This is a genomic window from Stutzerimonas stutzeri (genome assembly GCF_024448985.1).
Classification (GTDB): Bacteria; Pseudomonadota; Gammaproteobacteria; order Pseudomonadales; family Pseudomonadaceae; genus Stutzerimonas; species Stutzerimonas stutzeri_AP.
Genome location: NZ_JAMOII010000020.1, coordinates 1 through 25,889, shown reverse-complemented (window position 1 = coordinate 25,889; position 25,889 = coordinate 1). Strand labels below are relative to the sequence as shown.

Genomic DNA, 25,889 nt, shown 5'->3' with positions numbered 1-25,889 from the left:
GTTGTGGTTACTGCTACTGCCGCACTGCTCAGAAATTGCCTTGGATCCAGCTTTTGAGCCGGTCCACGACAGATGTTTTGGGTTCTTCGGCGAAGTGGCCGAGACCGGACATGGTCGTGCCATCGGTCTGCTTGCGCATGCCGTATAGCAACAGGCCCACGCCCGTTGAATAGATAGGATTGCGGACCACATCCGTGAGTCCGTTGATGCTGTGCGGTACGCCCAGGCGCACCGGCATGTGAAAGATTTCCTCGGCCAGCTCGACGGCGCCTTCCATCTTCGCCGTACCGCCGGTGAGAACGATCCCTGCCGGGACCAGATCCTCGTAGCCGCTACGACGCAGCTCGGCCTGGATCAATGTAAAGAGTTCGTCATAACGCGGCTCCACGACTTCGGCCAGCGCCTGGCGTGAGAGTTCCCGCGGCGGACGATCCCCGACGCTCGGTACCTTGATGGTTTCGCCAGGGCCCGCCAGCTTGGCCAGCGCGCAGGCGTAGCGGATCTTGATCTCTTCGGCGTACTGCGTCGGCGTACGCAGAGCCATGGCGATATCGTTGGTGACCTGGTCACCGGCGATCGGAATGACTGCCGTATGCCGAATCGCGCCTTCGGTGAAGATGCAGATGTCGGTGGTGCCGCCGCCGATATCCACCAGGCAGACGCCCAGTTCCTTTTCATCATCGGTCAGTACGGCGTGGGCCGATGCGAGTTGTTCCAGAATGATGTCGTCGACTTCCAGGCCGCAACGACGTACGCACTTTTCGATGTTCTGCGCTGCGTTGACGGCGCAGGTGACGACATGGACCTTCGCTTCCAGGCGCACACCGGACATGCCCAACGGCTCGCGAACGCCCTCCTGGTTATCGATCACGTAGTCCTGCGGAAGCGTATGCAGCACCCGCTGATCCGCCGGAATCGCCACCGCTTGCGCGGCATCGAGCACGCGTTCGAGATCCGCTGTACTGACTTCGCGATCACGGATCGCGACGATGCCATGGGAGTTGAGGCTGCGAATATGATTGCCGGCCAGACCGACGAAGGCGGAGTGGATACGGCAGCCCGCCATCAGCTGCGCCTCTTCGACAGCACGCTGGATCGACTGAACGGTGGACTCGATGTTGACCACCACGCCCTTCTTCAGGCCACGCGACGGATGGGTGCCGATCCCGACGATTTCGAGTTCGCCGTCCGGCGTCACTTCACCCACCAGCGCCACCACCTTGGAGGTGCCGATGTCGAGGCCGACGATCATCTTGCCGCTTTGCACGCTAGACATGTGTTTCATTCCTCAATTCTTCGCAACGACGGATTCGTCCGTCGTGGTCGGGCTCGGCTCGCGCCACGCAACGGCCAGGCCATTGGCGTAGCGGAGGTCGATCCGCGCAATTCTTTCGCTCTCCGGCGCCAGCTCCTGCTGATAGATGGCCGTGAAGCGCCGCATTTTTTCGATTATCTGATCCCTTCCCAGTAACAGCTCAACGCCCTGCCTGGTCGTCAAGAACCAGCTGCCCCGAGCGCGCAATTCCAGACGGGCAATGGAGAACCCGAGCGGCCGAAGCATCTGGCTGAGCATCTGGTATTGCTGCATCACTCGCTGCTGGGCCCGTTTCGGACCATGCAACTGCGGCAGGTGTTCATACTGAGCCAGGTCATTGGGCGCAAAGGCCTGACCGTTGTTGTTCAACAGCGCCTCATCGCCCCAACGGGCGATAGGCAATTGCTCATCGAGGCGCACCATGACCTCATCCGGCCAGATACGGCGCGCTTCCACATGCGCGATCCACGGCATTTGTTCCAGGTCGCGACGCAGGGCATCGAGATCGACCTTGAAGAAGCTGGCCTCGACGAACGGAGCCATGCGCGCCTGCACGACCTGCTGATCGACATAGCTCAGCTCACCCCGAACGCTGACCTTGGCGATGGGCCGATCGGCATAAGGCGCGAGCCGCTCGACCAGTTCGTAAAGCCCGACCACCAGCGCAACCAATAGCACCGGCCAGAGGACACGCTTGAGCGAACTCAGGCTTGGGCGCGGCAGGCGCGCGGAAAGCGGTTCACGTTGCACCAGCCGGCTCGCACCCCGCTGCGCCGGTTTGCGCGAAGCGCGGCCGGTAGCGGGTTGTGAGTGACGCAGCGTGGTAATCATGAGTTAGTTACCTGCCGCCAGGCTGGCGTCGAGAATGGCCAGCACCAGCTGCTGGAAATCCAGCCCCGCCGCGCGCGCCGCCATCGGCACCAGACTGTGATCGGTCATTCCCGGAACGGTATTCACCTCCAGCAGCCAGAAGGCGCCGGCGCTGTCCTGCATGACATCGACACGCGCCCAGCCCTGAATACCCACGGCCTCGCAGGCACGGGCGGAAAGATTCTTTAGTTCTTCTTCCTTGGCCGCATCCAGACCGCAGGGAATGCGGTACTGGGTATCGCTGGCCAGATACTTGGCGTCGTAGTCATAAAATGTGTGCGGGGTACCCAGCCCGATCGGCGGCAAGACCGAACCGCGAAGCGTGGCGACCGTGTATTCCGGCCCTTGAATCCATTGCTCGACCAACACCTGAGAGTCATAGGCACTGGCAGCGCGCCAAGCGGCAATCAGCTCGGCGATGCCGCCGACCTTGGCCATGCCGATGCTCGAACCTTCATGCGCGGGTTTTACGATCAGCGGAAAGCCCAGGCTTTCGGCCGCAGCGTGGCAGTCAGCCTCAGTCGTCAGCACGGCATGGCGCGGGGTTGGCAGACCGAGGCTCTGCCACACCTGCTTAGTGCGCAATTTGTCCATGGCCAGCGCCGACGCAAGAATGCCACTACCGGTATAGGGGATGCCGGCGCACTCGAGCAGGCCCTGCATGCTGCCATCTTCGCCGCCACGGCCGTGCAGCACGATGAAGGCGCGGTCAACATGCTCGCTGTTCAGGCGAGCCAGCACATCGTCGCCGACGTCGATGCCGAACGCATCGACACCTGCCGACTGCAGCGCGGCCAGTACCGCAGCACCGGACTTCAGCGACACTTCACGCTCGGCACTCTTGCCGCCGAACAGCACGGCAACCCGGCCAAACGCCTTGGGATCACGGGTCGATTGCAGGCCAGTCATTCACTCTTCCTCGCGGCATCGCCAGCAAACAGGGGACTGTTGATAAGTTGCGGGGCCAGGCCGCCGATATCGCCAGCGCCTTGGCAAAGCAGAATGTCGCCTGGGCGCAGCAGCGGCTTGACCAACGGGGCGAGCTCGATGCCCCGCTCGATATAGATCGGGTCCAGTTGCCCACGCTGCCGGATGCTGTGAGCCAGATGACGACTGTCAGCACCCGGAATGGGCTCCTCGCCAGCCGGATAGACTTCCATTAGCAGCAGCACATTGGCGTCGTTCAATACCTGCACGAAGTCGTCGTACAGATCACGGGTTCGGCTGAAGCGATGGGGCTGGTAGACCATGACCAGCCGGCGCTCGGGCCAGCCGCCGCGCACTGCCTGGATCACCGCGGCCACTTCACGCGGATGGTGGCCATAGTCGTCGACCAGCATCACGCTGCCGCCTTCGACAGGCAGCTCGCCGTAGACCTGAAACCGCCGACCGACACCGCCGAATTGCGACAGCCCTTGCACAATGGCTTCGTCGTCAATGCCCTCGTCGGTGGCGATGGCGATGGTGGCCAGCGCGTTGAGTACGTTGTGGTTGCCCGGCATGTTGACCGATACATCGAGCGCGTCGAAGCCGTCACGCAGCACGGTGAAGTAAGTGCGCATCCCTTCCTGTCGGATGTTGACGGCCCGTACATCGGCGTCTTCGCGAGTGCCGTAGGTGGTAATTGGCCGGCCGACTTGCGGAATGATCTCGCGTACCACCGGATCATCCACACAGAGCACTGCCAGTCCGTAAAACGGAAGGTTGTGAAGGAATTCGACGAAGGTTCGCTTAAGCTTCCCGAAGTCACCGCCATAGGTGCTCATGTGGTCGGCGTCGATGTTGGTCACAACCGCAACCATTGGCTGCAAGTGCAGGAAGCTCGCGTCGCTCTCGTCGGCTTCGGCAATTAGATAGCGGCTGGTGCCCAATTGCGCATTGGTACCGGCGGCGGTCAGGCGCCCACCGATGACGAAGGTCGGATCGAGTCCGCCGGCAGCAAACACCGATGCCAGCAGGCTGGTCGTGGTGGTCTTGCCGTGGGTGCCGGCAACGGCGATCCCGTGGCGATAGCGCATCAGCTCGGCCAGCATCTCGGCACGCGGCACCACCGGGATCCGCTGTTCAAGCGCAAATGCGACCTCGGGGTTGGAAGCATTCACCGCACTGGAAACCACCAGCACATCGGCCCCAGCCACATTGCCGGCCTGATGTCCGATATAAATTTGCGCACCGAAACTCTGCAGTCGCTCAGTGCTCGCCGATTCTTTCAGATCCGAGCCGGAGACGTCGTAGCCGAGATTCAGCAGGACTTCGGCGATGCCGCACATGCCGACGCCGCCGATACCGACGAAATGAATTCTGCGGATGCGGCGCATGCGGCGCACTTCGGCCTTGACCGCTGCGGGAGACTTAGCCATGCGCCACCTCCAGGCAGATATCAACGACGGTACGGGTGGCGTCCGGCCGAGCCAGGCGGCGTGCCGTGGCCCCCATGGTCTTGAGTTTTTCCGGCTGCATCATTACCTCGGTCAGCTGCGCGGCCAGCGCGGCAGCATCGGTCTTTGCTTGTGGGAGAAGAACGGCAGCGCCCTCCTTCGCCAGATATTCGGCGTTGCGGGTCTGGTGATCGTCGATCGCATGGGGCAAAGGCACCAGGAACGATGGCAACCCGGCCGCGGCCAGCTCGCAGACGGTCAGCGCACCCGCGCGGCAGATCACCAGGTCAGCCCAGGCGTAGGCACGGGCCATGTCTTTGATGAAGGGAGCGACTTCGGCCTCGACGCCCGCGGCGGTATAGCGCTCCCGGGTGATATCGGCGTGCTGCTTGCCCGCCTGATGGAACACCTCGGGGCGCAGCTCGTGCGCCAACTGACCGAGGGCTTCGGGCAACAGTTTGTTCAACGGCTCGGCGCCCAGACTGCCACCCAGCACCAGCAGACGAGGACGACGCCCTAGCAGCGTTTGCCGGGGCGTTTCGAGAAACAGTTCGTGGCGCACCGGATTACCGGTCGTGCGGCGCTTCGCGCTGTTGGCGAAGGTATTCGGAAAGGCCTCGCAGACCCGCTGCGCGAACGGCACCAGACTACGATTGGCGGTTCCAGCGACGGCATTCTGCTCATGGATCACCAACGGCACACCGGCCAGCTTCGCGGCCAATCCGCCGGGCCCCGTCACGTAGCCACCGAGCCCCAGTACGCAGACCGGCTTGAGCTCACGCATGATCCGACGGGCTTGCCCGAGCGAACGCAGCAACTGGAAAGGAGCCTTGAGCAAGGAGGCCACACCCTTGCCTCGCAGCCCGCTCACCTGGATCAGATGCAGCGGCAGACCGGCGGCCGGCACCACTTCGTTCTCAATCCCGCGAGGCGTGCCCAGCCAATGCACGCTGTAGCCGCGACTCTGGAATTCATGCGCACAGGCCAGCGCGGGGAAAACGTGTCCGCCAGTGCCACCGGCCATGATCAGTACGTTAGCGGCCATGGGCGACCCCCTTGGCCTTGGGCGCCGGCACTTCGGCGAAGTCTTCTTCGCTGAACTCGGCGTCTTCGCTACCCAATACGGTGCGGCTCTCCCACTCGATACGCAGCAACAAAGCCATGCTGGCGCAGGTCACCACCAGCGAACTGCCGCCATAGCTCAGGAATGGCAGGGTCAGCCCCTTCGTCGGAAGGAGCCCCACGTTCACACCGACGTTGATCAGAAACTGTCCGAGCCACAAAAACGCCACGCCCCAGGCGATATAGGCGGCGAAGAACTGGCGTGCGCGCTCGGCTGCCAGCCCGATATACAGAGCGCGTACGCCGACGAAGGCGAACAGCAAAATCGTCAGCAACGCGCCGACCATGCCGAGTTCTTCCGCGAGCACCGAAAACACGAAATCGGTATGCGCTTCAGGCAGATAGAACTGCTTCTGCACGCTGTTACCTAGACCGACACCCAGCCATTCGCCCCGCCCGAACGCGATCAGCGCCTGGGTCAATTGGTAGCCGGCGCCATATTGATCGGCCCAGGGATCGGTGAAGGTGATCAGACGCTGCAGGCGATACTCCTGGGTCTGCACCAGGATGAACACCGCGCCGACCGCCAGCAGCACCAGCAGACTGAAGCGGATCAAGCCGACACCACCAAGGAACAGCATCGCCACCGCCGCGCCCATCATGACGACGGTCGCACCGAAGTCGGGCTCGAGCAGCAACAGCATCGCCATCGGCAGCAGCACCAGGAATGGCTTGAGAAAGCCCCAGAGGCTTTCGCGTACTTCTTGCTGACGGCGCACCAGATAACCGGCGAGATAGACTACGACGAAGAGCTTGGCCAACTCCGACGGCTGCACGTTGAAGGCGCCGAAGCCGATCCAGCGCATGGAGCCGTTGACCTCACGCCCAATGCCCGGGATCAGTACCAGGATTAGTAACGCAAACGCGGCTAACAGCAGCATCCAGTCCGACCGCTGCCATACGGACAAGGGCACCAGCAACACAACCGCCGCGGCCCCCAGACCGAGCAGCACGTACACCAGATGGCGAACCATGTGGTACAGCGAATTGCCGGCATTCACCGCAGCGACTTCCGAAGACGCTGAGGTAATCATCACGAGCCCCAGGCCCAACAGCGCCAGGCAACCCGCGAGCATCGGAAAATCGAGATCCAGGCCACGGCGGCTGAATAGCGGAGACGGCGCACTGCGCAGGAAGGCGAGCATCAGTTGAGCGCCCCCACCGCAGCGGCGAACTGACGTCCGCGATCTTCGAAATTGATGAACATGTCGAGGCTGGCGCAGGCCGGAGACAGCAATACCGCATCGCCAGGCTGCGCCAGCTTGGCCGCCTGCTGCACAGCCTCCTGCAGGGTCTGGACACGGTGAATCGGCGCAGCGCTATCGAGCGCAGCCGCGAGCAGCTCGGCATCACGCCCCAGCAGAACGACATGGCGGCAGTGATGCGAAACCGGACTACGCAGCCCCGAGAAATCGGCACCCTTGCCGTCGCCGCCGGCAATCAACACCAGCTTGCCGTCGATATCGCTGCCCAAACCATCGATGGCGGCCAGCGCAGCGCCCACGTTGGTCGCCTTGGAGTCGTCGTAATAGTGAACGCCCTTGCGCTCACCCACCCACTGGCAACGATGGGCAAGTCCGGCGAAGCGGCGCAACGTAGCGAGCATCGGTTCGAACGGCAGCCCCGCCGCATGCCCCAGGGCCAGAGCGGCCAGCGCGTTGGATTGGTTGTGCGCACCGCGAATCTTCAACTGATTAGCAGGCATCAGAGCATCGAACTGGAAGGCCAGATACTTTTCTCCGTTCTCCTCGAACAGCCCGAAGCCCTTGAAGTCAGGTTTGCCAAGGCCGAATGACCATGCTGGCACGTCATCACCGATCAACGGACGGCTCAGACGATCGTCACGATTGATCACGACTTGCCGTGCGCCGCGGAAAATCCGGTGCTTGGCCTGGTGATACGCCGGCAGCCCGTCGTAGCGATCCATGTGGTCTTCGCTGATATTCAGACAGGTCGCAACCTGTGCGTTCAGCTGATCGGTCGTTTCCAACTGGAAGCTGGAGAGTTCCAGCACATAGAGCTCGACGTCGTCGTCAAGCAGATCCAGTGCGGGGGTTCCGAGATTCCCGCCCACCGCGACCTTGCGACCGGCTGCAGCGGCCATTTCGCCGACCAACGTGGTTACGGTGCTTTTGGCATTGGAGCCGGTGATTGCAATGATCGGCGCCTTGGCTTCGCGGGCGAACAGCTCGATGTCGCCTGAGATCTTCACGCCTCTGGACGCGGCGACTTGCAGCGCCGGTGTGCTGAGCGGCAGGCCGGGGCTGACCAACAGCTCGCTGGCGCGGCAGAGAAACTCGGCATCGAGCTCGCCACAACGGACTTCGACATTCGGATATTGCGCTTGCAGAGTGGCCAGTTCCGGCGGATTCGCGCGCGTATCGACCACGGCAAACGGCACGCCACGGCTCGCCAGATGGCGAACCAGGGACATGCCGCTCTTGCCGAGACCGACGACGATGCGGAACTGATCGGAAGCGATGAGCACTCTTTATTACCTCAGTTTCAGGGTGGCGAGACCAACCAGCACCAGAATCACCGTAATGATCCAGAAGCGCACGATGACCCGCGGCTCGGGCCAGCCCTTGAGTTCGAAATGGTGGTGAATCGGTGCCATGCGGAAGACCCGCTTGCCGGTCAGCTTGAACGAGGCGACCTGGATCATTACCGACAGGGTCTCCATCACGAACACACCGCCCATGATGAACAGCACGACTTCCTGACGAACGATCACGGCGATCGTGCCCAGTGCAGCGCCGAGTGCCAGGGCACCGACGTCGCCCATGAAGACTTGAGCCGGGTAGGTGTTGAACCAGAGAAAGCCGAGCCCGGCACCGATCAGCGCACCGCAGAACACGATCAGTTCGCCTGCGCCGGGGATATAGGGAATCAATAGGTACTGGGCAAAGTTCACGTTGCCCGAGAGGTAGCAGAAGATACCCAGCGCGCCACCGACCATCACGGTCGGCATGATCGCCAGACCATCCAGGCCGTCGGTGAGGTTGACCGCATTGCTCGAGCCGACAATGACGAAGTAGGTCAGCACCACGAAGCCGATCCCGAGCGGAATCTCGATGTTTTTCAGCAGCGGCAGGATCAACGTGGTTTCGACGGGCGTCTGCGCAGTCATATAAAGGAAGATTGCCGCGCCGACTCCGAACACCGATTGCCAGAAGTACTTCCAACGGCTCGGCAAGCCGCGCGAGTTCTTCTCGATCACCTTGCGATAGTCGTCGACCCAACCCACCGCCCCGAATAACAACGTGACGGCCAGCACCACCCAGACGTAGCGGTTGGACAGGTCCGCCCAGAGCAGCGTACTGATGGCGATGGCGCTGAGAATCAAGGCGCCACCCATGGTCGGGGTACCGGATTTAGACAGGTGCGTCTGCGGCCCATCAGTCCGTACGGACTGGCCGATCTGGCGCAGCTGCAGGGTGCGGATCAGCCAGGGTCCCATCCACAGCGAGAGCACCAGCGCGGTAAGCACGCCGAGGATTCCGCGCAGGGACAGGTACTGGAAGACCGCGAAGCCCGTGTGGAACCGTTGCAGATACTCGGCGAGTAGCAGCAGCATCAATGTTTCTCCATGCCGGACGCAGAAAGCGCGGCGACGACCTTATCCATCGCGGCGCTCCGTGATCCCTTGATCAATATTGTTGTGGCGTTGCCCTGCTCCAGGCGCAACGCATCGATCAGGCTCTGCTGATCGACGAAATGACGACCGCCAGCCCCGAATGCATCGACGGCATGCTTCATCAGCGGCCCGACCGCGAACAGTGCTTCCACCTTGCCTGCGGCGTAGCTGCCCACCTCGCGATGGCCCTGTTCGGCCCAATCGCCCAGCTCGCCCATGTCGCCCAGCGCCAGCACGGTACGCCCGGCGAAGCCAGCCAGCACGTCGATGGCGGCGCAGATGGAGGCTGGGTTGGCGTTGTAGGTATCGTCGATCAGGCGAACGCCATTGCCGAGCATCTGCGCAACACCCCGGCCCTTGACCGGCTGCAGGCTCTCGAGGCCCGCGACGATATGTTCGCGCGCGACACCCAGCGCGTGCGCGGCGGCCGCGGCGGCGAGCGCATTGGCCACGCTGTGGCGACCGAGCAGATTGAGCTGGACGCGAGCGGACCCGGACGGGCCGTTCAAGACGAAGTTCGGGCAACCGCGTTGGTCATAAGCGATCGATGAGGGATGAAAGTCCGCCAGGGGGCTTTGTATCGCGAAGCTGAGCACCGATTTTCCAGCCACCCGCTGCTGCCAAGTGGCATAGGCGCGGTCGTCGCGATTGAGCACGGCGATGCCATCAGCCGCGAGGCCGTCAAGAATTTCACCCTTGGCCTCGACGATCTTCTCGGGGCCGCCAAACTCGCCGACATGAGCGGTTCCGGCGTTGGTAATAAGACTGACATCCGGCTGCGTCAGGCTGACGGTATAAGCGATCTCTCCGAGCCGCGAAGCGCCCAGCTCGATCACCGCGGCCTTGTGTTGAGGGGACAGCTCCAACAGCGTGAGCGGAGCGCCAAGATCGTTGTTGAGATTGCCCCGAGTGGCCAGTACCGCATCGGCGCCAAAGGCGGCGCGCAGGATGCTGGCGAGCAGCTCCTTTACGCTGGTTTTGCCACTGGAGCCGGTAATTGCCGCGACCGGTCCGGTAAAGGCGGCGCGGTTCAGCGCACCCAGCTGACCCAGCGCGATGCGGCTGTCAGCCACCACCAATTGAGGCAGCGAAATATTGTCCACGTGCCGCTCGACCAGAGCGGCAACGGCGCCCTTGGCAGCGACCTCGGCCAGATAGGCATGGCCGTCGAAGCGGGGACCGGTCAGCGCCACGAACAACTGCCCTGGCTCGATGGCACGACTGTCGGTGCTAACCGAACTGAACGCCACATCGGCATTCAACAGCCTGGCGGACAGCGACTCGACTAGATCACTCAGGCGAATGGTTTCAAGCATCGGAACCCCTCCAGGCAGCCAGGGCGATCGATGCCTGGTCGAGATCGGAGAACGGCAGGCGCTCTCCTTTTATCTCCTGATAATCCTCATGGCCCTTACCGGCCAGCAGCACTACGTCATCAACATGGCTATCGGCGATGCAGCGGGCGATGGCGTCGGCGCGACCCGGCACGAAAGCAGCCTGCTCGGGTGCGCCGAAGCCGGCACGAATCTCATCGAGAATCTGCAGCGGATCTTCATTTCGTGGATTGTCATCAGTCACAACGACGCTGTCCGCCAGGCGCTCGGCGACCTGCGCCATCAGCGCACGCTTGCCGCGGTCGCGATCGCCACCGCAGCCGAAAAGGCACAACAACCGGCCACGAGTATGCGGACGCAGTGCGCTGAGAACCTTTTCCAGGGCGTCAGGCGTATGGGCGTAATCAACTACGACCAGCGGACGCTCACCACCACCCAGACGCTGCATGCGTCCAGCAGGACCGTCGATCTCCGGCAGTACGGCGAGGATTTCATCCAGCGGATAGTTCATTCCCAGCAGCGCGCCGATCGCCGCGAGCACATTGCTGACGTTGAAACGGCCAAGCAAAGGGCTACGCAGCGAGCGTTCACCCTGCGGGGTAATGAGGCGTGCATGGATTCCGTTGTCGTCCAGCCGCGCCTCTGGGCAGTAAAGGTATGCGGAGGCATCGTCCAGGCTGTAGGTGATCAGCCGCGATTCGCCTTTTTCAGCAGCAAGAACGCGCCCGAACGCATCATCCAGATTGATCACGCGGCAGCTGAGCTCCGGCATCTTGAACAACCGGGCCTTGACCTCACCGTAGGCTTCCATGGAGCCGTGATAGTCCAGATGATCGCGTGAAAGATTGGTGAACACGGCGACATCGAACGCCAGCGCGGCAACCCGTCCCTGATCCAGACCATGGGACGACACTTCCATCGCAACGGCCCGTGCGCCTTGCTTGCGCAGATTTGCCAGGTTGGCTTGCACGCCGATGGCATCGGGCGTCGTGTGCTGGCCGAGTATCAGCTCGCCATGAAAACCGGTGCCCAGCGTACCGATGATGCCGCAACGCTCGCCTAGGCGATCCAGGGCCTGAGCGACCAGATAGGTAATGCTGGTTTTGCCGTTGGTTCCGGTAACGCCGACCAGGTGCAGACTGCGGCTCGGCTCGCCATAGAACCGTCCGGCTATCGCCGACAACTGTTCCGCCAGATGACGCACGGGAACCAGCACGGCACTTGCGGCGGTCATTTCGCCCGCGCCTTCGCCCGCGCCTTCGGCTTCGTAGGCCACCGCCGCCGCGCCGCGGGAAACGGCATCGGCAATATGCACGCGACCGTCCTGCTGGTAACCAGGCACAGCCAGAAACAGGTCGCCCGGCCGCACCTTGCGGCTGTCTAGAGTCAGCTCACGAATCAAGGTGGCGCTGTCGGCCTGAGGCAGCAACTGATTCAACGGCATCGGCATCAGATCCGTCCTCCCTTGACCTTGGCCGCCTCGGCGGTTTGAACATCTGCGGGTGGCGGTAGGTTGTCTGGCGCAACGTTCATCAATCGCAACGCGCGAGCGGCCACTTTGCCGAACACCGGCGCGGCGACCAGCCCGCCGTAATACCCGCCCTCGCTGGGCTCGTCGACCACGACGACGACGGCGATGCGTGGATTGGAAACCGGTGCCACTCCGGCGAAGAACGAACGATAGGCGTCCTTGGTATAGCCGCCGGTTCCGGATACTTTTTTCGCCGTGCCGCTCTTGCCGGCCACGTGGTAACCCGGAACCTTGGCACGGGTGCCGCCGCCGCCCTCTTCCTCGACTACGGACTGCAACATCCGCAACACCGTGGCGGAAATCGTCTTGTCGATGACTTGCACGCCTTCCTGCGGCTGGTCCAGACGCAGCAGCGACATGGGTACGTTGTTGCCTTCGTTACCGAGTACGGCATAGGCATGAGCGAGCTGCGCCGCCGTCACGGACAAGCCGTAGCCGTACGCGAGCGAAGCGGTCTCCGCATCCCGCCATTTGCGGTGATTGGGAAGGTTGCCGACGCGCTCGCCTGGAAAACCGAGACCGGTCGCCTGACCAAACCCTGCCTGCTGCATGATGCTGTGCACTGGCTCCGGACCGATATCCAACGCGATCTTGCTGATCCCGACGTTGCTGGACTTCATCAGAATGCCGGTCAGGTTGAGCATGCCCCCGCGAGAAACGTCGCGGATGGTGTACCGGCCGATACGCATCCAGCCCGGCAAGGTATTGACCACCGACTCTGGCTGATATTTACCTGTCCCGAGCGCTGCCGCGATGCTGAATGGCTTGACCGTCGAGCCGGGCTCGAACACGTCGATCAACGCACGATTGCGCATTGCCGATGGCTGAAGATTGCGGCGATTGTTGGGGTTGTAGGTAGGCTGGTTGGCCATGGCGAGGACTTCGCCGGTTTGCACATCAACCATCACCAGACTGGCAGCTTTGGCACCGTGCTCCTGCACCACTTTGCGCAACTCGCTATGAGCCAGATATTGCAAGCGCAGATCGATGGACAACGCCAGCGCCTTGCCGGGCTTTGCGTTCTTGACCACCTGCACATCCTTGATCAACCGGCCACGGCGGTCCTTGAGCACTTGACGCTTGCCGGGAACGCCGGCCAGCCACTCGTCATATGCCAGTTCCAGGCCTTCCCGGCCACGATCGTCGATATCCGTGAAGCCAACCACATGCGCGGCAACCTCGCCGGCGGGATAGAAGCGACGGAACTCCTCCTGGGCATACACGCCCGGAATGTCGAGATCCAGTACGCGCTGGCCCTGTTCGGGTGTCAGCCCACGCACCAGGTAGATGAATTCGCGCTCGGCTTGCTCTTTGAGGCGCTGCTGAAGCGCGACCGGTTCTTGGCCTAGCGCCTTCGCCAGCTCTGGCCAACGCGCCTGCGCAGCCTGGAGCTCACGCGGATTGCCCCAAAGCGTGGTAACCGGCGTGCTGACTGCCAGGGGTTCGCCGTGGCGATCGGTAATCAGGCCGCGATGCGCCGGGATGGGAATGTGCCGCACACTCCGAGCGTCACCCTGATTCTGAAGAAAGCCCTGGTCGATCACTTGCAGATCGACGATACGCCACGCAATGGCACCGACCATCAGCGCCAGCAACGCCAGTACGATACGAAAGCGCCACGGATACAGCGCGCCCTGGAGCCTCATTGAGCCACCAGCCTGACATCAGCCGCTTCAGGGATGAGCATCTTCAGCTGCTCGGTCGCCAGCGTCTCGATACGGCTATGCGCCGTCCAGGTGCTCTGTTCCAGAATCAAGCGCCCCCACTCGGCCTGCGCCTTGTCGCGTACGCTGAGTTCGCCATACAGCTCGTTGAGCAGCTGGCGGTTCCAGTGCGCGCTATAGGCAACCGCGATCGCCGACAAGAGCACGGCAATGAACAGCACCAGCATCATCAGGCTGCCGTTGGGCATGGCGCGTCGTAGCGTATTCACCGCAGCTTCTCCGCAACGCGCATCACGGCACTGCGTGACCGGGGATTGGCTTTGACCTCTTCGGCGGATGCGTACTGCGGCTTGCCCAACAGCTTCAGACGCGGCACGAACTTCTCAGGAATGATCGGCAGGTCGCGCGGCAGGTTGTCGGCTTCGCCTTTGGCGTGGCGGCGCATGAATTGTTTGACGATGCGGTCTTCAAGCGAATGAAAGCTGATCACGACCAGCCGGCCACCGACGTCGAGCACCTCGAGGGCAGCCTCGAGCCCGGCCTCCAAATCACCGAGCTCATTGTTGATAAAGATGCGCAGCCCCTGAAAGGCGCGAGTCGCCGGGTTCTTGCCTTTTTCCCAGGCGGGGTTGGCAACGGTCAGCACCTGAGCAAGATCGGCCGTGCGCTCGAACGGACGCTCGGTTCGCCGCTGCACCAAGGCGCGCGCCATGCGTTTGGCAAAACGCTCTTCGCCGTAGTCCTTGAATACCCGCGCGATATCTTCCTCGCTGGCCGTGGCGATCCAGTCCGCAGCACTGACTCCGCGACTGGGATCCATGCGCATATCGAGCGGGCCATCGTTGAGGAAACTGAAGCCGCGCTCCGGATCGTCCAGCTGAGGCGAGGACACGCCGAGGTCCAGCAGCACGCCGCTCAACGTACCGGTCCAGCCGCGCTGCGCAACTTCGGCGCCGAGCTCGGCGAAACTTCTCTGCACAACGACAAAGCGGCCATCCTCGGCCGCCAGTGCTTGCCCCGTAGCGATTGCTAGCGGGTCTTTGTCGAATCCTAGCAAACAACCCTCAGGCCCAAGCTGCCGCAATAGCAGGCGGCTATGGCCTCCGCGCCCGAACGTGCCATCCAGATAGCGGCCATTCGGGCGCACAGCGAGCGCCGCAACGGCCTCGTTGAGCAACACGGTGACATGGTTATAGCTGCTGGTCTGGGTCACAGGATTAGATCACGCAATGCTTCCGGCAACGCGCCGGGTTGTTTTATGGCCGCCAGGTCCGCATCCGCTTGTGCGTTCCAGTCGTCCTCGTTCCACAGGCTGAACTTGTTCAGCTGACCTACCAGCATGGCCCGCTTGTCCAGACCAGCGTATTCACGCAGGCGTGGCGGCACCAGCACGCGCCCGCTACCGTCCATTTCCAGATCCACTGCGTTACCGATGAGCAAACGCTGCAACCGGCGACTTTCCTCATGCAGCGATGGCAACTCGCGGAGCTTGGCTTCGATTTGCTCCCACTCTGGAAGTGGATAAATGCAGAGGCAGCGATCCACGGCGTCGATAGTGATGATCAACTGGCCCTCGCAGCGCGAAACGAGCTCGTCGCGATACCGGCTGGGCATAGCTAGCCGCCCTTTGGCATCGAGACTGATGGCGTTTGCTCCGCGAAACACGGCTGCGCTTCCTCTGAATTTAGCTATCCGTATCCATAATTACCCACTTCACTCCACTTTTTACCACTCGTGCGCACTATAGAAATGCAGCAGCCCCACCGTCAAGGTGAGCCTGAACGGAAAAAGCCTTACGGAACGGCAATTTAGAGAAAGGGAAGGGGATGAACGGCAAAGCAATGAACTTGCGAGACGGTCTTTTACAGGCAAACCAAAATGCTGCACCACAAAGTTAATGTGCTTTGTGAAGAGCAATAATATTTTGGACTAAGAAGAAGGGGTGTTACGGAGGAAGAAGTCGGAGAGTCGATCTGTAAGCCGGGTTCTGTCGAGGACAGTCATTCCTCTACGACAGCCATCGCTGACTGCCTCTAGCAACCTACCCGGATCCAGCGCGGGCCACGCCAATGGATCCCTATTTGGTCTTGCTCCAAGTGGGGTTTACCTAGCCACGGACTGTTGCCAGCCGCGCGGTGCGCTCTTACCGCACCTTTTCACCCTTACCGGCGCCGAAGCGCTTAGGCGGTTATTTTCTGTGGCACTTTCCGTAGGCTCACGCCTCCCAGGCGTTACCTGGCACTTCGCCCTATGGAGCCCGGACTTTCCTCCCTCCCTTTTTGCCGGAACAAAAAGAGACAGCGACTGTCCGATCGACTCTCCGGGCGCTAGGGTACTTTGCGCAACCCCAGCCTGCAAGCTGACAGACTGTCCACCCGCACCGTGCGAAGGTGAGGGCGACTACTGCTCCGAACCCTTTTCCTGCAGCGCGAGCTGGTAAAGCACGTTCTTCCTGACACCGGTAACTCCGGCGGCCACAGCTGCCGCACGCTTGACGGGCAACTCCGCCAACAACAAACGCAGCACACGAAGCGCATTCGCATCGACCGTCTCTTCGCCTTGTGGCGCCTGCCAGCCGCCCAGCACCAGCACGCATTCGCCACGTTGTTGATTGCTATCGGACGCCACCCAGGCGCGCAATTCAGCCAACGGCAATCCTTTCAGCGTCTCGAATGTCTTGGTCAGCTCACGCCCCAGAACAGCAGGCCGCTCTGGACCAAACACTTCCTCCATGTCGGTCAGGGAATCGAGAATACGATGTGGCGCCTCGTAGAAGATCAGCGTCCGCGGCTCCTCTCTCAGAAGCTCAAGACGAGCACGACGCGCGACCTGCTTTGCCGGCAGAAAACCTTCGAAGATGAAACGGTCAGATGGCAAACCCGCAGCGGAAAGCGCTGCAACAAGTGCGCAAGCGCCAGGCAGCGGAACAACTCTTATACCGACCGCACGCGCCTGTCTGACGAGGTGATAGCCGGGATCGGAGATCAATGGCGTGCCGGCATCGGAAATCAGCGCCACATCCTCACCGGCCAGAAGCCGCTTGATGAAGCGACCACCTTCGTCCCGTTCGTTATGCTCATGACACGCAGCCAATGGAGTGGAGATACCGAAGTGTTGTAACAGACGAGCCGAGTGACGCGTATCTTCTGCCGCGATGAGCGCCACCTCGGTCAGCACGCGCAACGCCCGTGCACTGATATCTTCGAGATTGCCGATAGGCGTGGCGACGACATAGAGCGTGCCTGCAGCGGAATTCACATCATCTGGCGCAGTCACAGGGCGTACCTCAATCACGGAAAACGCGCATTGTAGCCCGTTTAGCGGTCACGACATCGCAGCCCCTGCAACCCTTGGGTACAATCCCCCGACACTCGCAGCGCCTCCAGGAATGATCACATGATGGCTCGCTTTCGCCCGCTTCTCTTCTTATGCATTGCCGCCGTGCTTTCGGCATGCGCCAGCTCGCCGTCCTCTACCCTGGGCGAGCTGCCGCGCACTCCCCAGGCGTCGACACAACAATTGCTGACGGAAGCCGATGCCAGCGACCCGGCCGAAGCTGCACTGTTGCGTTTGTCGGCTGCCGACCAAAGCATCCAGCAAGGCAACCAGGCGCAGGCTCGGCAGATACTCGAACAAATCGATATCGAGCAGTTGATGCCGGCTCAGCAGATGTTCGCCAAAACTCTGGAGGCGGAACTGGCAATAGCGGACGGAGAGCCACAGCGCGCCCTTCAAGCCTTGCGACATCCCGCCTTTCAACGCCTCGCAGAGCTGCCGGTAGATCAGCAGCTGCGCACCCAACTGGCGCGCGCGCAAGCGTTTGAAGCCAACGTCCAGCCCCTCGACGCGGCGCGCGAACGCACTTTCATCGCACCACTCCTGAGCGGCGAAGCAGCGGAGCGGAATCATGAAGCGATCTGGTCGCTGGTTTCGAGCCTGCCGGCAGATCAGCTGCAACCGACCGCAGACGCGGACCTTTCCGGCTGGTTAGCGCTGGCCGCGACGGTGAAACAGGCCGGAACCATAAGTCAGCAGCAGCGGGCGATTGACGCCTGGGCGCAGCAGAACCCCAACCATCCCGCCGCGCGACGCCTGCCCGAGTCGCTGGCAAAACTCCGAGAGCTGGCAGACAAACCGCTGACTCACGTAGCGTTACTGCTACCCATGGATGGCCCGCTGGCCAGCGTAGCACGTGCACTGCGTGACGGTTTTCTCGCCGCGCACCTAGAAGCACAGCAAGATTTGAAAATCGAGCTGTTCGACAGCTCCCGTCTATCTTCGCTTGATGACTTCTATCAACAGGCAGAGGCGTCAGGGGTCCAGCTGATCATCGGCCCACTGGATAAGAAGATGGTGCACCAGCTGGCCGACCGTGAGCAGCTTCCGATAACCACCCTTGCTCTCAATTACAGCGACGCGAACCAGGAGGCGCCGCCTCAGCTGTTTCAGTTCGGCCTCGCTGCAGAGGACGAAGCGCGCGAGGTTGCGCGCCGCGCCTGGGCCGATGGGCATCGCCGCGCGATAGCATTGACGCCGCGTGGTGACTGGGGCAATCGCGTATATGAAGCTTTCCGCCAGGAGTGGCAGGAACAAGGTGGAACCGTGGCTGCCGCCGCGCCGCTGGCCGAACCCGTCGAACTGGCCAATCAGATAGCTGACCTGCTGCAGGTACGCAGCAGCGGCGCCGCATCACAGCCATCGCGACGCCAGGATGTCGACTTCCTGTTCCTTGCAGCGACACCGCAACAGGCGCAGCAGGTTAAACCCACCCTGATATTCCAATATGCCGGGGATTTGCCCGTATACGCGACCTCGCACCTGCACGCTGCAACCGACAATCGCACCCAATACCTTGACCTCGAAGGTATCCGGTTCACCGAGACACCCTGGCTGCTGAATCCCCAGCTGCCCCTTCGCCAGGAAATCGAACGCAAATGGCCGCAAGCGCGGGGAAGCCTGGGCAGGCTATACGCCATGGGGGCTGATGCCTACCTGCTCGCGCCGCGCCTGAATCAACTGCTGGCGCTGCCGGAAACACTACTTGACGGCCTGTCCGGCACGCTCAGCATCACCCCCGAACAGCGAATCGAGCGACGCCTGCCATGGGCCGAATTCCACGATGGTCAAGTCCAACCGCTCGCGGACACACCCTATTGAGCACAACCAGCAAACAGATTAGCGGGCAGCTCGCCGAAGACTCCGCACAGCGCCACCTGCAGCTTCACGGACTGCGCCTGCTTTGTCGAAACTGGACATGCCGCAGTGGCGAGCTTGATCTGGTCATGCTCGATGGCGATACAGTAGTATTTGTCGAGGTTCGCTACAGGCGCCACGCCGCATGGGGTGGCGCTCTCGAAAGCGTCGACTTGCGTAAACAGCAGAAGCTGATCAAGGCAGCCCAGCTCTTCCTGCAGAAGGAGCCCCGCTGGGCGAGGCACCCATGCCGCTTTGACGTAGTCGCCATAGGGGCGACAGCGAACGCCTCGGAAAAGCCCAACTGGATCCGAAATGCGTTCGACAGCTGATCAGGACGCTCCGCCGCGTATCGCCAAAACCGCATCTGACCAATTTCCTTACGGCGCGGCCCAAGCAGCCCAGCCCGTCACCTGAAGGTTAAACTCCGATGGACATGCAATCCCGTATACGTCAGCTCTTCCAGGCCAGCATCGAAACCAAGCAGAACGCCATGGAGGTGCTCGCCCCTAGTATCGAGCAGGCCGGACAGGTAATGGTCAACACGCTGCTCAGTGAAGGCAAGATCCTGACTTGCGGCAACGGTGGATCGGCGGGCGATGCGCAGCATTTCTCATCCGAGCTGCTGAACCGCTTCGAGCGGGAGCGCCCCAGCCTGCCCGCGATAGCCCTGACGACCGACAGCTCAACGCTGACCTCCATCGCCAACGACTACAGCTATAACGAAGTTTTCTCGAAGCAGATCCGCGCGCTGGGTCAGCCGGGCGACGTGCTGCTGGCGATCTCCACCAGCGGTAATTCTGCGAACGTGATCCAGGCGATCCAGGCTGCGCATGATCGCGAAATGGTGGTCGTCGCACTGACCGGACGCGACGGCGGAGGAATGGCTTCGCTGCTGCTGCCAGAAGACGTCGAGATTCGCGTTCCGGCAAAAGTGACCGCGCGCATCCAGGAAGTTCACCTGCTCGCCATCCACTGTCTGTGCGACCTAATCGACAACCAACTGTTCGGGAGCGAAGAATGAAATCGGTTCGACTGCCTGTACTGACGCTGGCACTGAGCCTGGCCGTAACCGGCTGCAGCTCGGTCCTCACCGCCACGCGAGACGACCCCATCAACGACAACCGCGGAACCCGCACGATCGGCAGCAAGATCGATGATTCGCTGATCGAAACTAAAGCCGCCGTGAACATCGCCAAGGCTCATGCAGATCTGGACAAGGCGTCGCATATCGTCGTTGCCAGCTACAACGGTGTGGTGCTGCTGGCCGGCCAGACTCCAAGGGAAGAGCTGAAGCAAATGGCCGAACAGGCCGCCAGTTTGGTACAGCGCGTCAAACGCGTACACAACGAGCTGCAGGTGCTTACGCCCTCTTCCGCGCTGGCTCGCAGCAACGACTCCTGGCTTACGACCAAGATCAAAGCACAGATGCTAGCTGACGAAAACGTTCCCGGCTCGCGCATAAAAGTCATCACCGAGAACGGCATTGTCTATCTGCTGGGGCTCGTCACTCGTCAGGAAGGCAACCGTGCCACAAACGTGGTGCAGGGCGTTTCAGGCGTACAACGCATCGTCAAACTGTTCGAATATATCGATTAGAGAGCTGGAAGCTGGAAGCTGGAAGCTGGAAGCTGGAAGCCAAGCGTAGGGTGGATATTGCCTTTGCAATCCACCATCGCTCTGACCCAGCCAGGTCTGCTTTTCGTTCAGCCTTCCAGCCAGCCCCAAGCGCGCCTTCGGCTTCTCTATTTAACGACTTTCAAACTAGGACGGCCCGCAGAGGCCGGGCGTGATGGTGCGCCTGCTCCAACCGAGGCATCATCGGTGGGCGCATCGTCATCCGGCGGGGTCGGCTCGATGTCGAACACCATGCCCTGCCCATTTTCCCGAGCATAAATCGCCATGATCGCCGCGGAAGGGACATATAGGCTATGCGGTACGCCACCGAATCGGCCTTCGAAGGTGATCGTCTGGTTGCTCATTTGCAAGTCACGAACCGCACTCGGTGCGACATTCAGCACGATCTGGCCATCGCTGGCAAAACCATCAGGCACCTGAACACCTGGATAGTCGGAATTGACCAGCAGATGCGGAGTGCAATCGTTATCCACGATCCATTCATACAACGCCCGAACCAGATAGGGACGACTTGAAGTCATATGCAGCCTCTCTTAGCGCATGCCGCGCTCAACGGCGGATAGACTGACCTGGAAGGCCTCGCGAGCGAAATTGGTTTCCATGTAATCGAGCAGCGGCTTTGCAGCCCGGGGCAACTCGATACCGAGTTTGGGCAAACGCCACAGGATAGGCAACAGACAGCAATCCACCAGACTGAACTCTTCACTCATGAAATAGGGCTTTTCGGCGAACACGGGCGATACGCCTGTAAGACTCTCGCGCAGCTCCTTGCGAGCCTGCACCCGAACCGCGTCTGTAGTGCGGCGATCGAGAATTCGGTCCACCACAGCACACCAGTCCCTTTGAACTCTATGCGCTAGCAGACGGGTATTGGCTCTTGCCACGGGATACACCGGAAGCAACGGGGGATGCGGATAGCGCTCCTCCAAGTACTCCATGATTACGCCTGGCTCATACAAAGCCAGATCACGATCCACCAGCGTAGGCACGCTGGCGTATGGATTCACCTCTGTCAGCCTGACAGGACAACGCACCGGATCGACGTCGATTATCTCGGCGTCGACACCTTTTTCAGCAAGCACATAGCGCACCCGATGCGAATAATGATCGGCGGGATCGGAATAGCAGGCCAACCGATTGGTCACGGCCATGGGGTCCCTCCTCATTGAAATTTATGGCGCAGCAGAAAAAAACGCGCGCCCAAAAGGGCGCGCGCAGGGTACCGCATAACAGCGAAGGATTAGTGGACGTCTTTCCAGTATTCCCGCTTGAGCAGATAGGCGAATACGAAGAAGACCGCCAGGAACAGCAGCACGTACGTACCGATGCGCTGGCTCTCCAGCTTGACCGGGTTGGCCGAGTAGGCCAGGAAGGTCACCAGATTCTTGATCTTCTCGTCGTACTCCGCTTCGGTCAGCTCACCGGTGCCCGGCACAACCGTCATTGCATTGCAGTCTTCATGCGTGATCGGCGTACCCGTCAGCGGATCGAACTGCTTGCGGCCATCCTCGACAACCTGGACCTGCTTGCAGGCAACCGACTCCCCTTCCGGCAACTTGCTCGGCAGGACCTGACGGCCTTGCAGCGGCGCCAGGACGTGCGGCATGCCCACGTTAGGGAAGACCGTATTGTTGACGCCATACGGGCGCGCCGGATCTTCGTAGAAGCTACGCATGTAGGAGTATAGCCAGTCGTTGCCACGCACTCGCGCTACCAGCGTCAGATCCGGCGGAGCCGCACCGAACCAGCCCTTGGCATCATCCGGCTTCATACCGATTTTCATGTGATCGCCAATCTTGGCGTCAGTGAAGACGATATTGTCGAGCATGACTTCTTCTGGAATACCTAGATCCGTCGCAACACGCTCATAGCGCTGGTACTGCGCGCTGTGACAACCCATGCAGTAGTTGGTAAAGGTTTTCAGGCCGTCCTGCAGCGCCACCTTGTCAGTCAGATCGATATCGACTTCATCGAGGTGAACGCCGCCACCAGCGGCGAAACCAAATGCCGGCACCAGTGCAAGAATCAATGCAGCAAATTGCTTTTTCATCAGCCAGCCACCCTTTGCGGAACTACTTTGGTCTTCTCGAGCTTGGTGTAGAACGGCATCAGGATGAAGTAACCGAAGTAGAAAGCAGTACAGATCCGAGATACCAATGTGCGCTCAGGAGTAGGAGACAGCACGCCAAGCACGCCGAGGATGATGAAGGAGATACAGAAGAGCACGAGAGCTACCTTGCTCATCCAGCCCTTGTAGCGCATGGACTTGACTGGGCTACGATCCAGCCATGGCAGCACGAACAGCACAGCGATCGCGGCACCCATGGCGATTACGCCCAGCAGCTTGTCCGGAACGGCGCGCAGGATCGCGTAATAAGGCGTGAAGTACCAAACAGGCGCGATATGCTCGGGCGTCTTGAAGGCGTTCGCCGCTTCGAAGTTCGGCTTCTCGAGGAAGTAACCGCCCATCTCCGGAAAGAAGAACACGACAGCACAGAACACGAACAGGAACACCACCACACCGACAATATCCTTGACCGTGTAGTAAGGATGGAACGGGATGCCATCGAGCGGCACGCCAGCCTCATCCTTGGTCTTCTTGATATCCACACCCATCGGGTTGTTCGAACCCACTTCGTGCAGTGCCAGGATGTGAAGAACCACCAGGCCAAGGATCACGATCGGCAGCGCGATGACATGCAGCGCGAAGAAGCGGTTCAGCGTGATGCCGGAGATCAGGTAGTCACCGCGAATCCACTGGGTCAGGTCAGCGCCGATGACAGGAATCGCACCGAACAGCGAAATGATCACCTGGGCACCCCAGTAGGACATCTGTCCCCAAGGCAGCAGATAGCCCATGAAGGCCTCGGCCATCAGAGCCAGATAGATCATCATGCCGAAGATCCACACCAGCTCCCGCGGCTTCTGGTAGGAGCCGTAGAGGATGCCCCGGAACATGTGCAGATAGACGACAACGAAGAACGCCGATGCGCCGGTGGAGTGGAGGTACCGGATGATCCAGCCGTATTCCACGTCACGCATGATGTATTCGACGGATGCAAATGCACCTTCTGCGGACGGCTCGAAGCTCATCGTCAGCCAGATGCCGGTGAGAATTTGGTTGACCAGAACCAGCAACGCCAATGAACCGAAGAAGTACAGAACGTTGAAGTTCTTCGGCGCGTAGTACTTGCTTAGATGGTCTTCCCACATCTTGGTCGCGGGGAAGCGCGCGTCGACCCATTCCATGAATTTGCTCATCACGCGCTCTCCTGATCCACGCCGATGACGACCAAAGAGTCCGTCTCGTAGGTGTGAGGGGGAACCGGCAGGTTCAAGGGCGCAGGCTGCCCCTTGTAGACGCGGCCAGCCATGTCATATTTCGAACCATGGCACGGGCAGAAATAGCCACCGAGCCAGTCGGCACCCAGATCAGGCGCCGCGACTTCAGGACGGAAGGACGGGGCGCAGCCGAGGTGCGTACAAAGCCCGACCACAATTAGCACTTCCGGCTTGATTGAGCGAACCGCCGGATCAACATAAGTTGGCTGTTCGGAAGCCTCGGAATTCGGATCAGCGACCGCATCGGTGAGCTTGCCCAGATTGGCCAACGCCTCCTCGGTACGACGCACGATGAACACCGGCTGACCGCGCCACTCGGCAACCATCTGCTGACCTGGCTCGATCTTGCCGATATTTACCTTAACCGGTGCACCGGCCGCCTTGGCTTTGGCACTCGGGAACCACGATCCCACGAACGGGACCGCGGCACCCACCGCTCCTGCAGCACCTACTACCGAAGTAGCGGCTACGAGGAAGCGACGCCGGCCAGCATTCACGCCGTCATTGCTCATTCAGTCGTCTCCCATCAGTTTCTTATGGCCTACCGAAAGCAGGCGTCTACTACGTGCGTCTACCGTAAAACTAGGCCGCGAAAAAATTCGCCAAATGGTAAAGAAAAGCCCCTTGCATGACAAGGTAATAACCGGACACAACCAGGCGCCAGGCCCCGAAAGTCGGGACTTTCTAAACGCGACACGCTGTCGCATGGATAAAAATCAGCCCAAAAAAAAACGCCCAACTTTGTATAAAGCTGGGCGTTTTTTGTGAAGCGGATTAACGCTTCGAGTATTGCGGACGCTTACGCGCTTTACGCAAACCGACTTTCTTACGTTCAACTTCGCGAGCATCGCGAGTAACGAAGCCAGCTTTGCGCAGAGCAGGACGCAGTGTTTCGTCGTAATCCATCAGCGCACGAGTAATGCCGTGACGGATGGCACCAGCCTGACCACTTACACCACCGCCAAGAACGGTAACGTAGATATCGAACTTCTCGACGGTTTCGGTCAGCTCCAGCGGCTGACGAACCACCATGCGAGCGGTTTCGCGCCCGAAGAAGTTGTCCAGCTCACGATTGTTGATGGAAATCTTGCCAGTGCCCGGGCGCAGGAACACGCGCGCGGTTGCAGTCTTGCGACGGCCAGTGCCGTAATTTTGAGTCGCCGACATAATGAACTATTCCGTTAAATCTTCAGTTCTTGGGGCTGCTGAGCGGTGTGCGGATGATTGGCACCCTTGTACACCTTCAGCTTACGATACATGTCGCGACCCAGCGGGTTCTTAGGCAGCATGCCTTTGACCGCGGTCTCGATCACACGCTCTGGCGCCTTGGCGATCAGCTTCTCGAAGTTGATCGACTTGATGCCACCCGGGAAGCCGGAGTGAGAGTAGTACATCTTGTCGGTGGTTTTCGCACCGGTAACACGCACTTGCTCAGCGTTGATAACAACGATGTAGTCACCGGTATCGACGTGAGGCGTGTATTCCGCCTTGTGCTTGCCACGCAGGCGGCTAGCGATTTCGGTTGCCAGACGACCCAGGGTCTGGCCGGCAGCGTCGACGACGAACCAGTCGCGCTTGACGGTTTCCGGTTTAGCAGTAAAAGTCTTCATTCGTTATAGCCTCAGGGGCCGCCCTGAAAATAAGACGGCGAATCTTACTGAATGGTGCTCGCCCTGGCAAGGCCAGGACAGCCGGAAACAGACGCTATCGGGGGCTCGGGTCAGCGCGTCCGCTACGGCAGTGTTCGGCAGGCTAGGCATCCCCTACCTTGGTTTTGCGTCAGCGGGCTAGGCATCCCCGGCGACAGGCTGCGGAATTATCCGGATTACGCGCAAAATTGCAAGCATGTTAGTAGGCGAATCATC

26 protein-coding genes and 1 other RNA gene are annotated in these 25,889 nt (G+C 60.8%); 4 read left to right on the top strand and 23 right to left on the bottom strand.

What is annotated here, in order from left to right:
• Nucleotides 1–28: 28 nt before the first annotated feature.
• From ftsA to rsmI, 16 genes are all read right to left on the bottom strand, one after another.
• Nucleotides 29–1,276, bottom strand: coding sequence for a cell division protein FtsA (gene ftsA / locus NA647_RS16815; protein ID WP_131649958.1), 1,248 nt, complete (start codon nt 1,274–1,276; stop codon nt 29–31).
• Nucleotides 1,277–1,288: 12 nt separating this feature from the next.
• Complete coding sequence (locus tag NA647_RS16810) at nt 1,289–2,146, bottom strand: cell division protein FtsQ/DivIB (RefSeq protein WP_256049852.1); 858 nt, start codon at nt 2,144–2,146, stop codon at nt 1,289–1,291.
• A gap of 3 nt (nt 2,147–2,149) precedes the next feature.
• Complete coding sequence (locus tag NA647_RS16805; RefSeq protein ID WP_256058732.1) at nt 2,150–3,094, bottom strand: D-alanine--D-alanine ligase; 945 nt, start codon at nt 3,092–3,094, stop codon at nt 2,150–2,152.
• Nucleotides 3,091–4,545 carry a UDP-N-acetylmuramate--L-alanine ligase gene (gene murC / locus NA647_RS16800; protein ID WP_256058731.1) on the bottom strand — a complete coding sequence of 485 codons (1,455 nt, stop codon included), beginning with the start codon at nt 4,543–4,545 and terminating at the stop codon, nt 3,091–3,093. The genes NA647_RS16805 and murC overlap by 4 nt, the downstream gene beginning before the upstream one ends.
• Nucleotides 4,538–5,608, bottom strand: a complete 1,071-nt coding sequence (gene murG, locus NA647_RS16795; RefSeq protein ID WP_256058730.1) for an undecaprenyldiphospho-muramoylpentapeptide beta-N-acetylglucosaminyltransferase — start codon at nt 5,606–5,608, stop codon at nt 4,538–4,540. Before murG ends, murC begins: the two co-directional genes overlap by 8 nt.
• Entirely contained in the window at nt 5,598–6,830 is a 1,233-nt protein-coding gene (gene ftsW / locus NA647_RS16790; protein ID WP_256049858.1) for a putative lipid II flippase FtsW, read from the bottom strand. The genes murG and ftsW overlap by 11 nt, the downstream gene beginning before the upstream one ends.
• The gene (murD, locus tag NA647_RS16785; RefSeq protein WP_256058729.1) at nt 6,830–8,173 is read right to left on the bottom strand and encodes a UDP-N-acetylmuramoyl-L-alanine--D-glutamate ligase; all 1,344 of its coding nucleotides are present in this window, start codon (nt 8,171–8,173) and stop codon (nt 6,830–6,832) included. The genes ftsW and murD overlap by 1 nt, the downstream gene beginning before the upstream one ends.
• Nucleotides 8,174–8,179: 6 nt before the next feature.
• The gene (gene mraY / locus NA647_RS16780) at nt 8,180–9,262 is read right to left on the bottom strand and encodes a phospho-N-acetylmuramoyl-pentapeptide-transferase (RefSeq protein ID WP_256049860.1); all 1,083 of its coding nucleotides are present in this window, start codon (nt 9,260–9,262) and stop codon (nt 8,180–8,182) included.
• A complete protein-coding gene (locus NA647_RS16775; RefSeq protein ID WP_256058728.1) occupies nt 9,262–10,638 on the bottom strand; it encodes a UDP-N-acetylmuramoyl-tripeptide--D-alanyl-D-alanine ligase in 1,377 nt (458 codons plus the stop codon). Before NA647_RS16775 ends, mraY begins: the two co-directional genes overlap by 1 nt.
• Nucleotides 10,631–12,106 carry a UDP-N-acetylmuramoyl-L-alanyl-D-glutamate--2,6-diaminopimelate ligase gene (locus NA647_RS16770; protein WP_256058727.1) on the bottom strand — a complete coding sequence of 492 codons (1,476 nt, stop codon included), beginning with the start codon at nt 12,104–12,106 and terminating at the stop codon, nt 10,631–10,633. The genes NA647_RS16775 and NA647_RS16770 overlap by 8 nt, the downstream gene beginning before the upstream one ends.
• Nucleotides 12,106–13,833 (bottom strand): peptidoglycan D,D-transpeptidase FtsI family protein, encoded by a 1,728-nt coding sequence (locus tag NA647_RS16765; protein WP_256058726.1) that lies wholly within the window; start codon nt 13,831–13,833, stop codon nt 12,106–12,108. The genes NA647_RS16770 and NA647_RS16765 overlap by 1 nt, the downstream gene beginning before the upstream one ends.
• Nucleotides 13,830–14,099, bottom strand: a complete 270-nt coding sequence (gene ftsL / locus NA647_RS16760; protein ID WP_256049922.1) for a cell division protein FtsL — start codon at nt 14,097–14,099, stop codon at nt 13,830–13,832. Before ftsL ends, NA647_RS16765 begins: the two co-directional genes overlap by 4 nt.
• 17 nt (nt 14,100–14,116) lie before the next feature.
• Entirely contained in the window at nt 14,117–15,064 is a 948-nt protein-coding gene (gene rsmH / locus NA647_RS16755) for a 16S rRNA (cytosine(1402)-N(4))-methyltransferase RsmH (RefSeq protein WP_256058725.1), read from the bottom strand.
• Complete coding sequence (gene mraZ, locus NA647_RS16750; protein ID WP_256049865.1) at nt 15,061–15,516, bottom strand: division/cell wall cluster transcriptional repressor MraZ; 456 nt, start codon at nt 15,514–15,516, stop codon at nt 15,061–15,063. The genes rsmH and mraZ overlap by 4 nt, the downstream gene beginning before the upstream one ends.
• Nucleotides 15,517–15,811: 295 nt before the next feature.
• Nucleotides 15,812–16,171, bottom strand: an RNA gene (rnpB, locus tag NA647_RS16745) — RNase P RNA component class A.
• A gap of 80 nt (nt 16,172–16,251) precedes the next feature.
• Complete coding sequence (gene rsmI / locus NA647_RS16740) at nt 16,252–17,127, bottom strand: 16S rRNA (cytidine(1402)-2'-O)-methyltransferase (RefSeq protein ID WP_336604962.1); 876 nt, start codon at nt 17,125–17,127, stop codon at nt 16,252–16,254.
• 120 nt (nt 17,128–17,247) lie between these two features.
• Here rsmI and NA647_RS16735 point away from each other — a divergent pair, with 120 nt between their 5' ends.
• The 4 genes from NA647_RS16735 (at nt 17,248) to NA647_RS16720 (ending at nt 20,643) form a co-directional block, all read left to right on the top strand.
• Nucleotides 17,248–19,008, top strand: a complete 1,761-nt coding sequence (locus NA647_RS16735; protein ID WP_256058724.1) for a penicillin-binding protein activator — start codon at nt 17,248–17,250, stop codon at nt 19,006–19,008.
• Nucleotides 18,954–19,376, top strand: coding sequence for a YraN family protein (locus NA647_RS16730; protein ID WP_423836491.1), 423 nt, complete (start codon nt 18,954–18,956; stop codon nt 19,374–19,376). The genes NA647_RS16735 and NA647_RS16730 overlap by 55 nt, the downstream gene beginning before the upstream one ends.
• A 98-nt stretch (nt 19,377–19,474) precedes the next feature.
• Complete coding sequence (locus NA647_RS16725) at nt 19,475–20,068, top strand: phosphoheptose isomerase (protein ID WP_131649943.1); 594 nt, start codon at nt 19,475–19,477, stop codon at nt 20,066–20,068.
• Entirely contained in the window at nt 20,065–20,643 is a 579-nt protein-coding gene (locus NA647_RS16720) for a BON domain-containing protein (RefSeq protein ID WP_256058722.1), read from the top strand. The genes NA647_RS16725 and NA647_RS16720 overlap by 4 nt, the downstream gene beginning before the upstream one ends.
• A 146-nt stretch (nt 20,644–20,789) precedes the next feature.
• Here the strand turns inward: NA647_RS16720 and NA647_RS16715 are convergent, their stop codons facing one another.
• The 7 genes from NA647_RS16715 to rplM form a co-directional block, all read right to left on the bottom strand.
• The gene (locus NA647_RS16715) at nt 20,790–21,203 is read right to left on the bottom strand and encodes a ClpXP protease specificity-enhancing factor (RefSeq protein WP_256058721.1); all 414 of its coding nucleotides are present in this window, start codon (nt 21,201–21,203) and stop codon (nt 20,790–20,792) included.
• A 12-nt stretch (nt 21,204–21,215) separates the two neighbouring features.
• Nucleotides 21,216–21,833 carry a glutathione S-transferase N-terminal domain-containing protein gene (locus NA647_RS16710; protein ID WP_256058720.1) on the bottom strand — a complete coding sequence of 206 codons (618 nt, stop codon included), beginning with the start codon at nt 21,831–21,833 and terminating at the stop codon, nt 21,216–21,218.
• A gap of 89 nt (nt 21,834–21,922) precedes the next feature.
• The gene (locus NA647_RS16705; protein WP_131649939.1) at nt 21,923–22,732 is read right to left on the bottom strand and encodes a cytochrome c1; all 810 of its coding nucleotides are present in this window, start codon (nt 22,730–22,732) and stop codon (nt 21,923–21,925) included.
• Complete coding sequence (locus NA647_RS16700; protein ID WP_256058719.1) at nt 22,732–23,943, bottom strand: cytochrome b; 1,212 nt, start codon at nt 23,941–23,943, stop codon at nt 22,732–22,734. The genes NA647_RS16705 and NA647_RS16700 overlap by 1 nt, the downstream gene beginning before the upstream one ends.
• Nucleotides 23,943–24,536: a ubiquinol-cytochrome c reductase iron-sulfur subunit gene (gene petA, locus NA647_RS16695; protein ID WP_256049872.1), complete on the bottom strand. Its 594-nt coding sequence runs from the start codon at nt 24,534–24,536 to the stop codon at nt 23,943–23,945. The genes NA647_RS16700 and petA overlap by 1 nt, the downstream gene beginning before the upstream one ends.
• 262 nt (nt 24,537–24,798) lie before the next feature.
• A complete protein-coding gene (gene rpsI / locus NA647_RS16690; RefSeq protein ID WP_131649936.1) occupies nt 24,799–25,191 on the bottom strand; it encodes a 30S ribosomal protein S9 in 393 nt (130 codons plus the stop codon).
• A gap of 14 nt (nt 25,192–25,205) precedes the next feature.
• Nucleotides 25,206–25,634 carry a 50S ribosomal protein L13 gene (gene rplM / locus NA647_RS16685; protein ID WP_019342644.1) on the bottom strand — a complete coding sequence of 143 codons (429 nt, stop codon included), beginning with the start codon at nt 25,632–25,634 and terminating at the stop codon, nt 25,206–25,208.
• Nucleotides 25,635–25,889 lie beyond the last annotated feature (255 nt).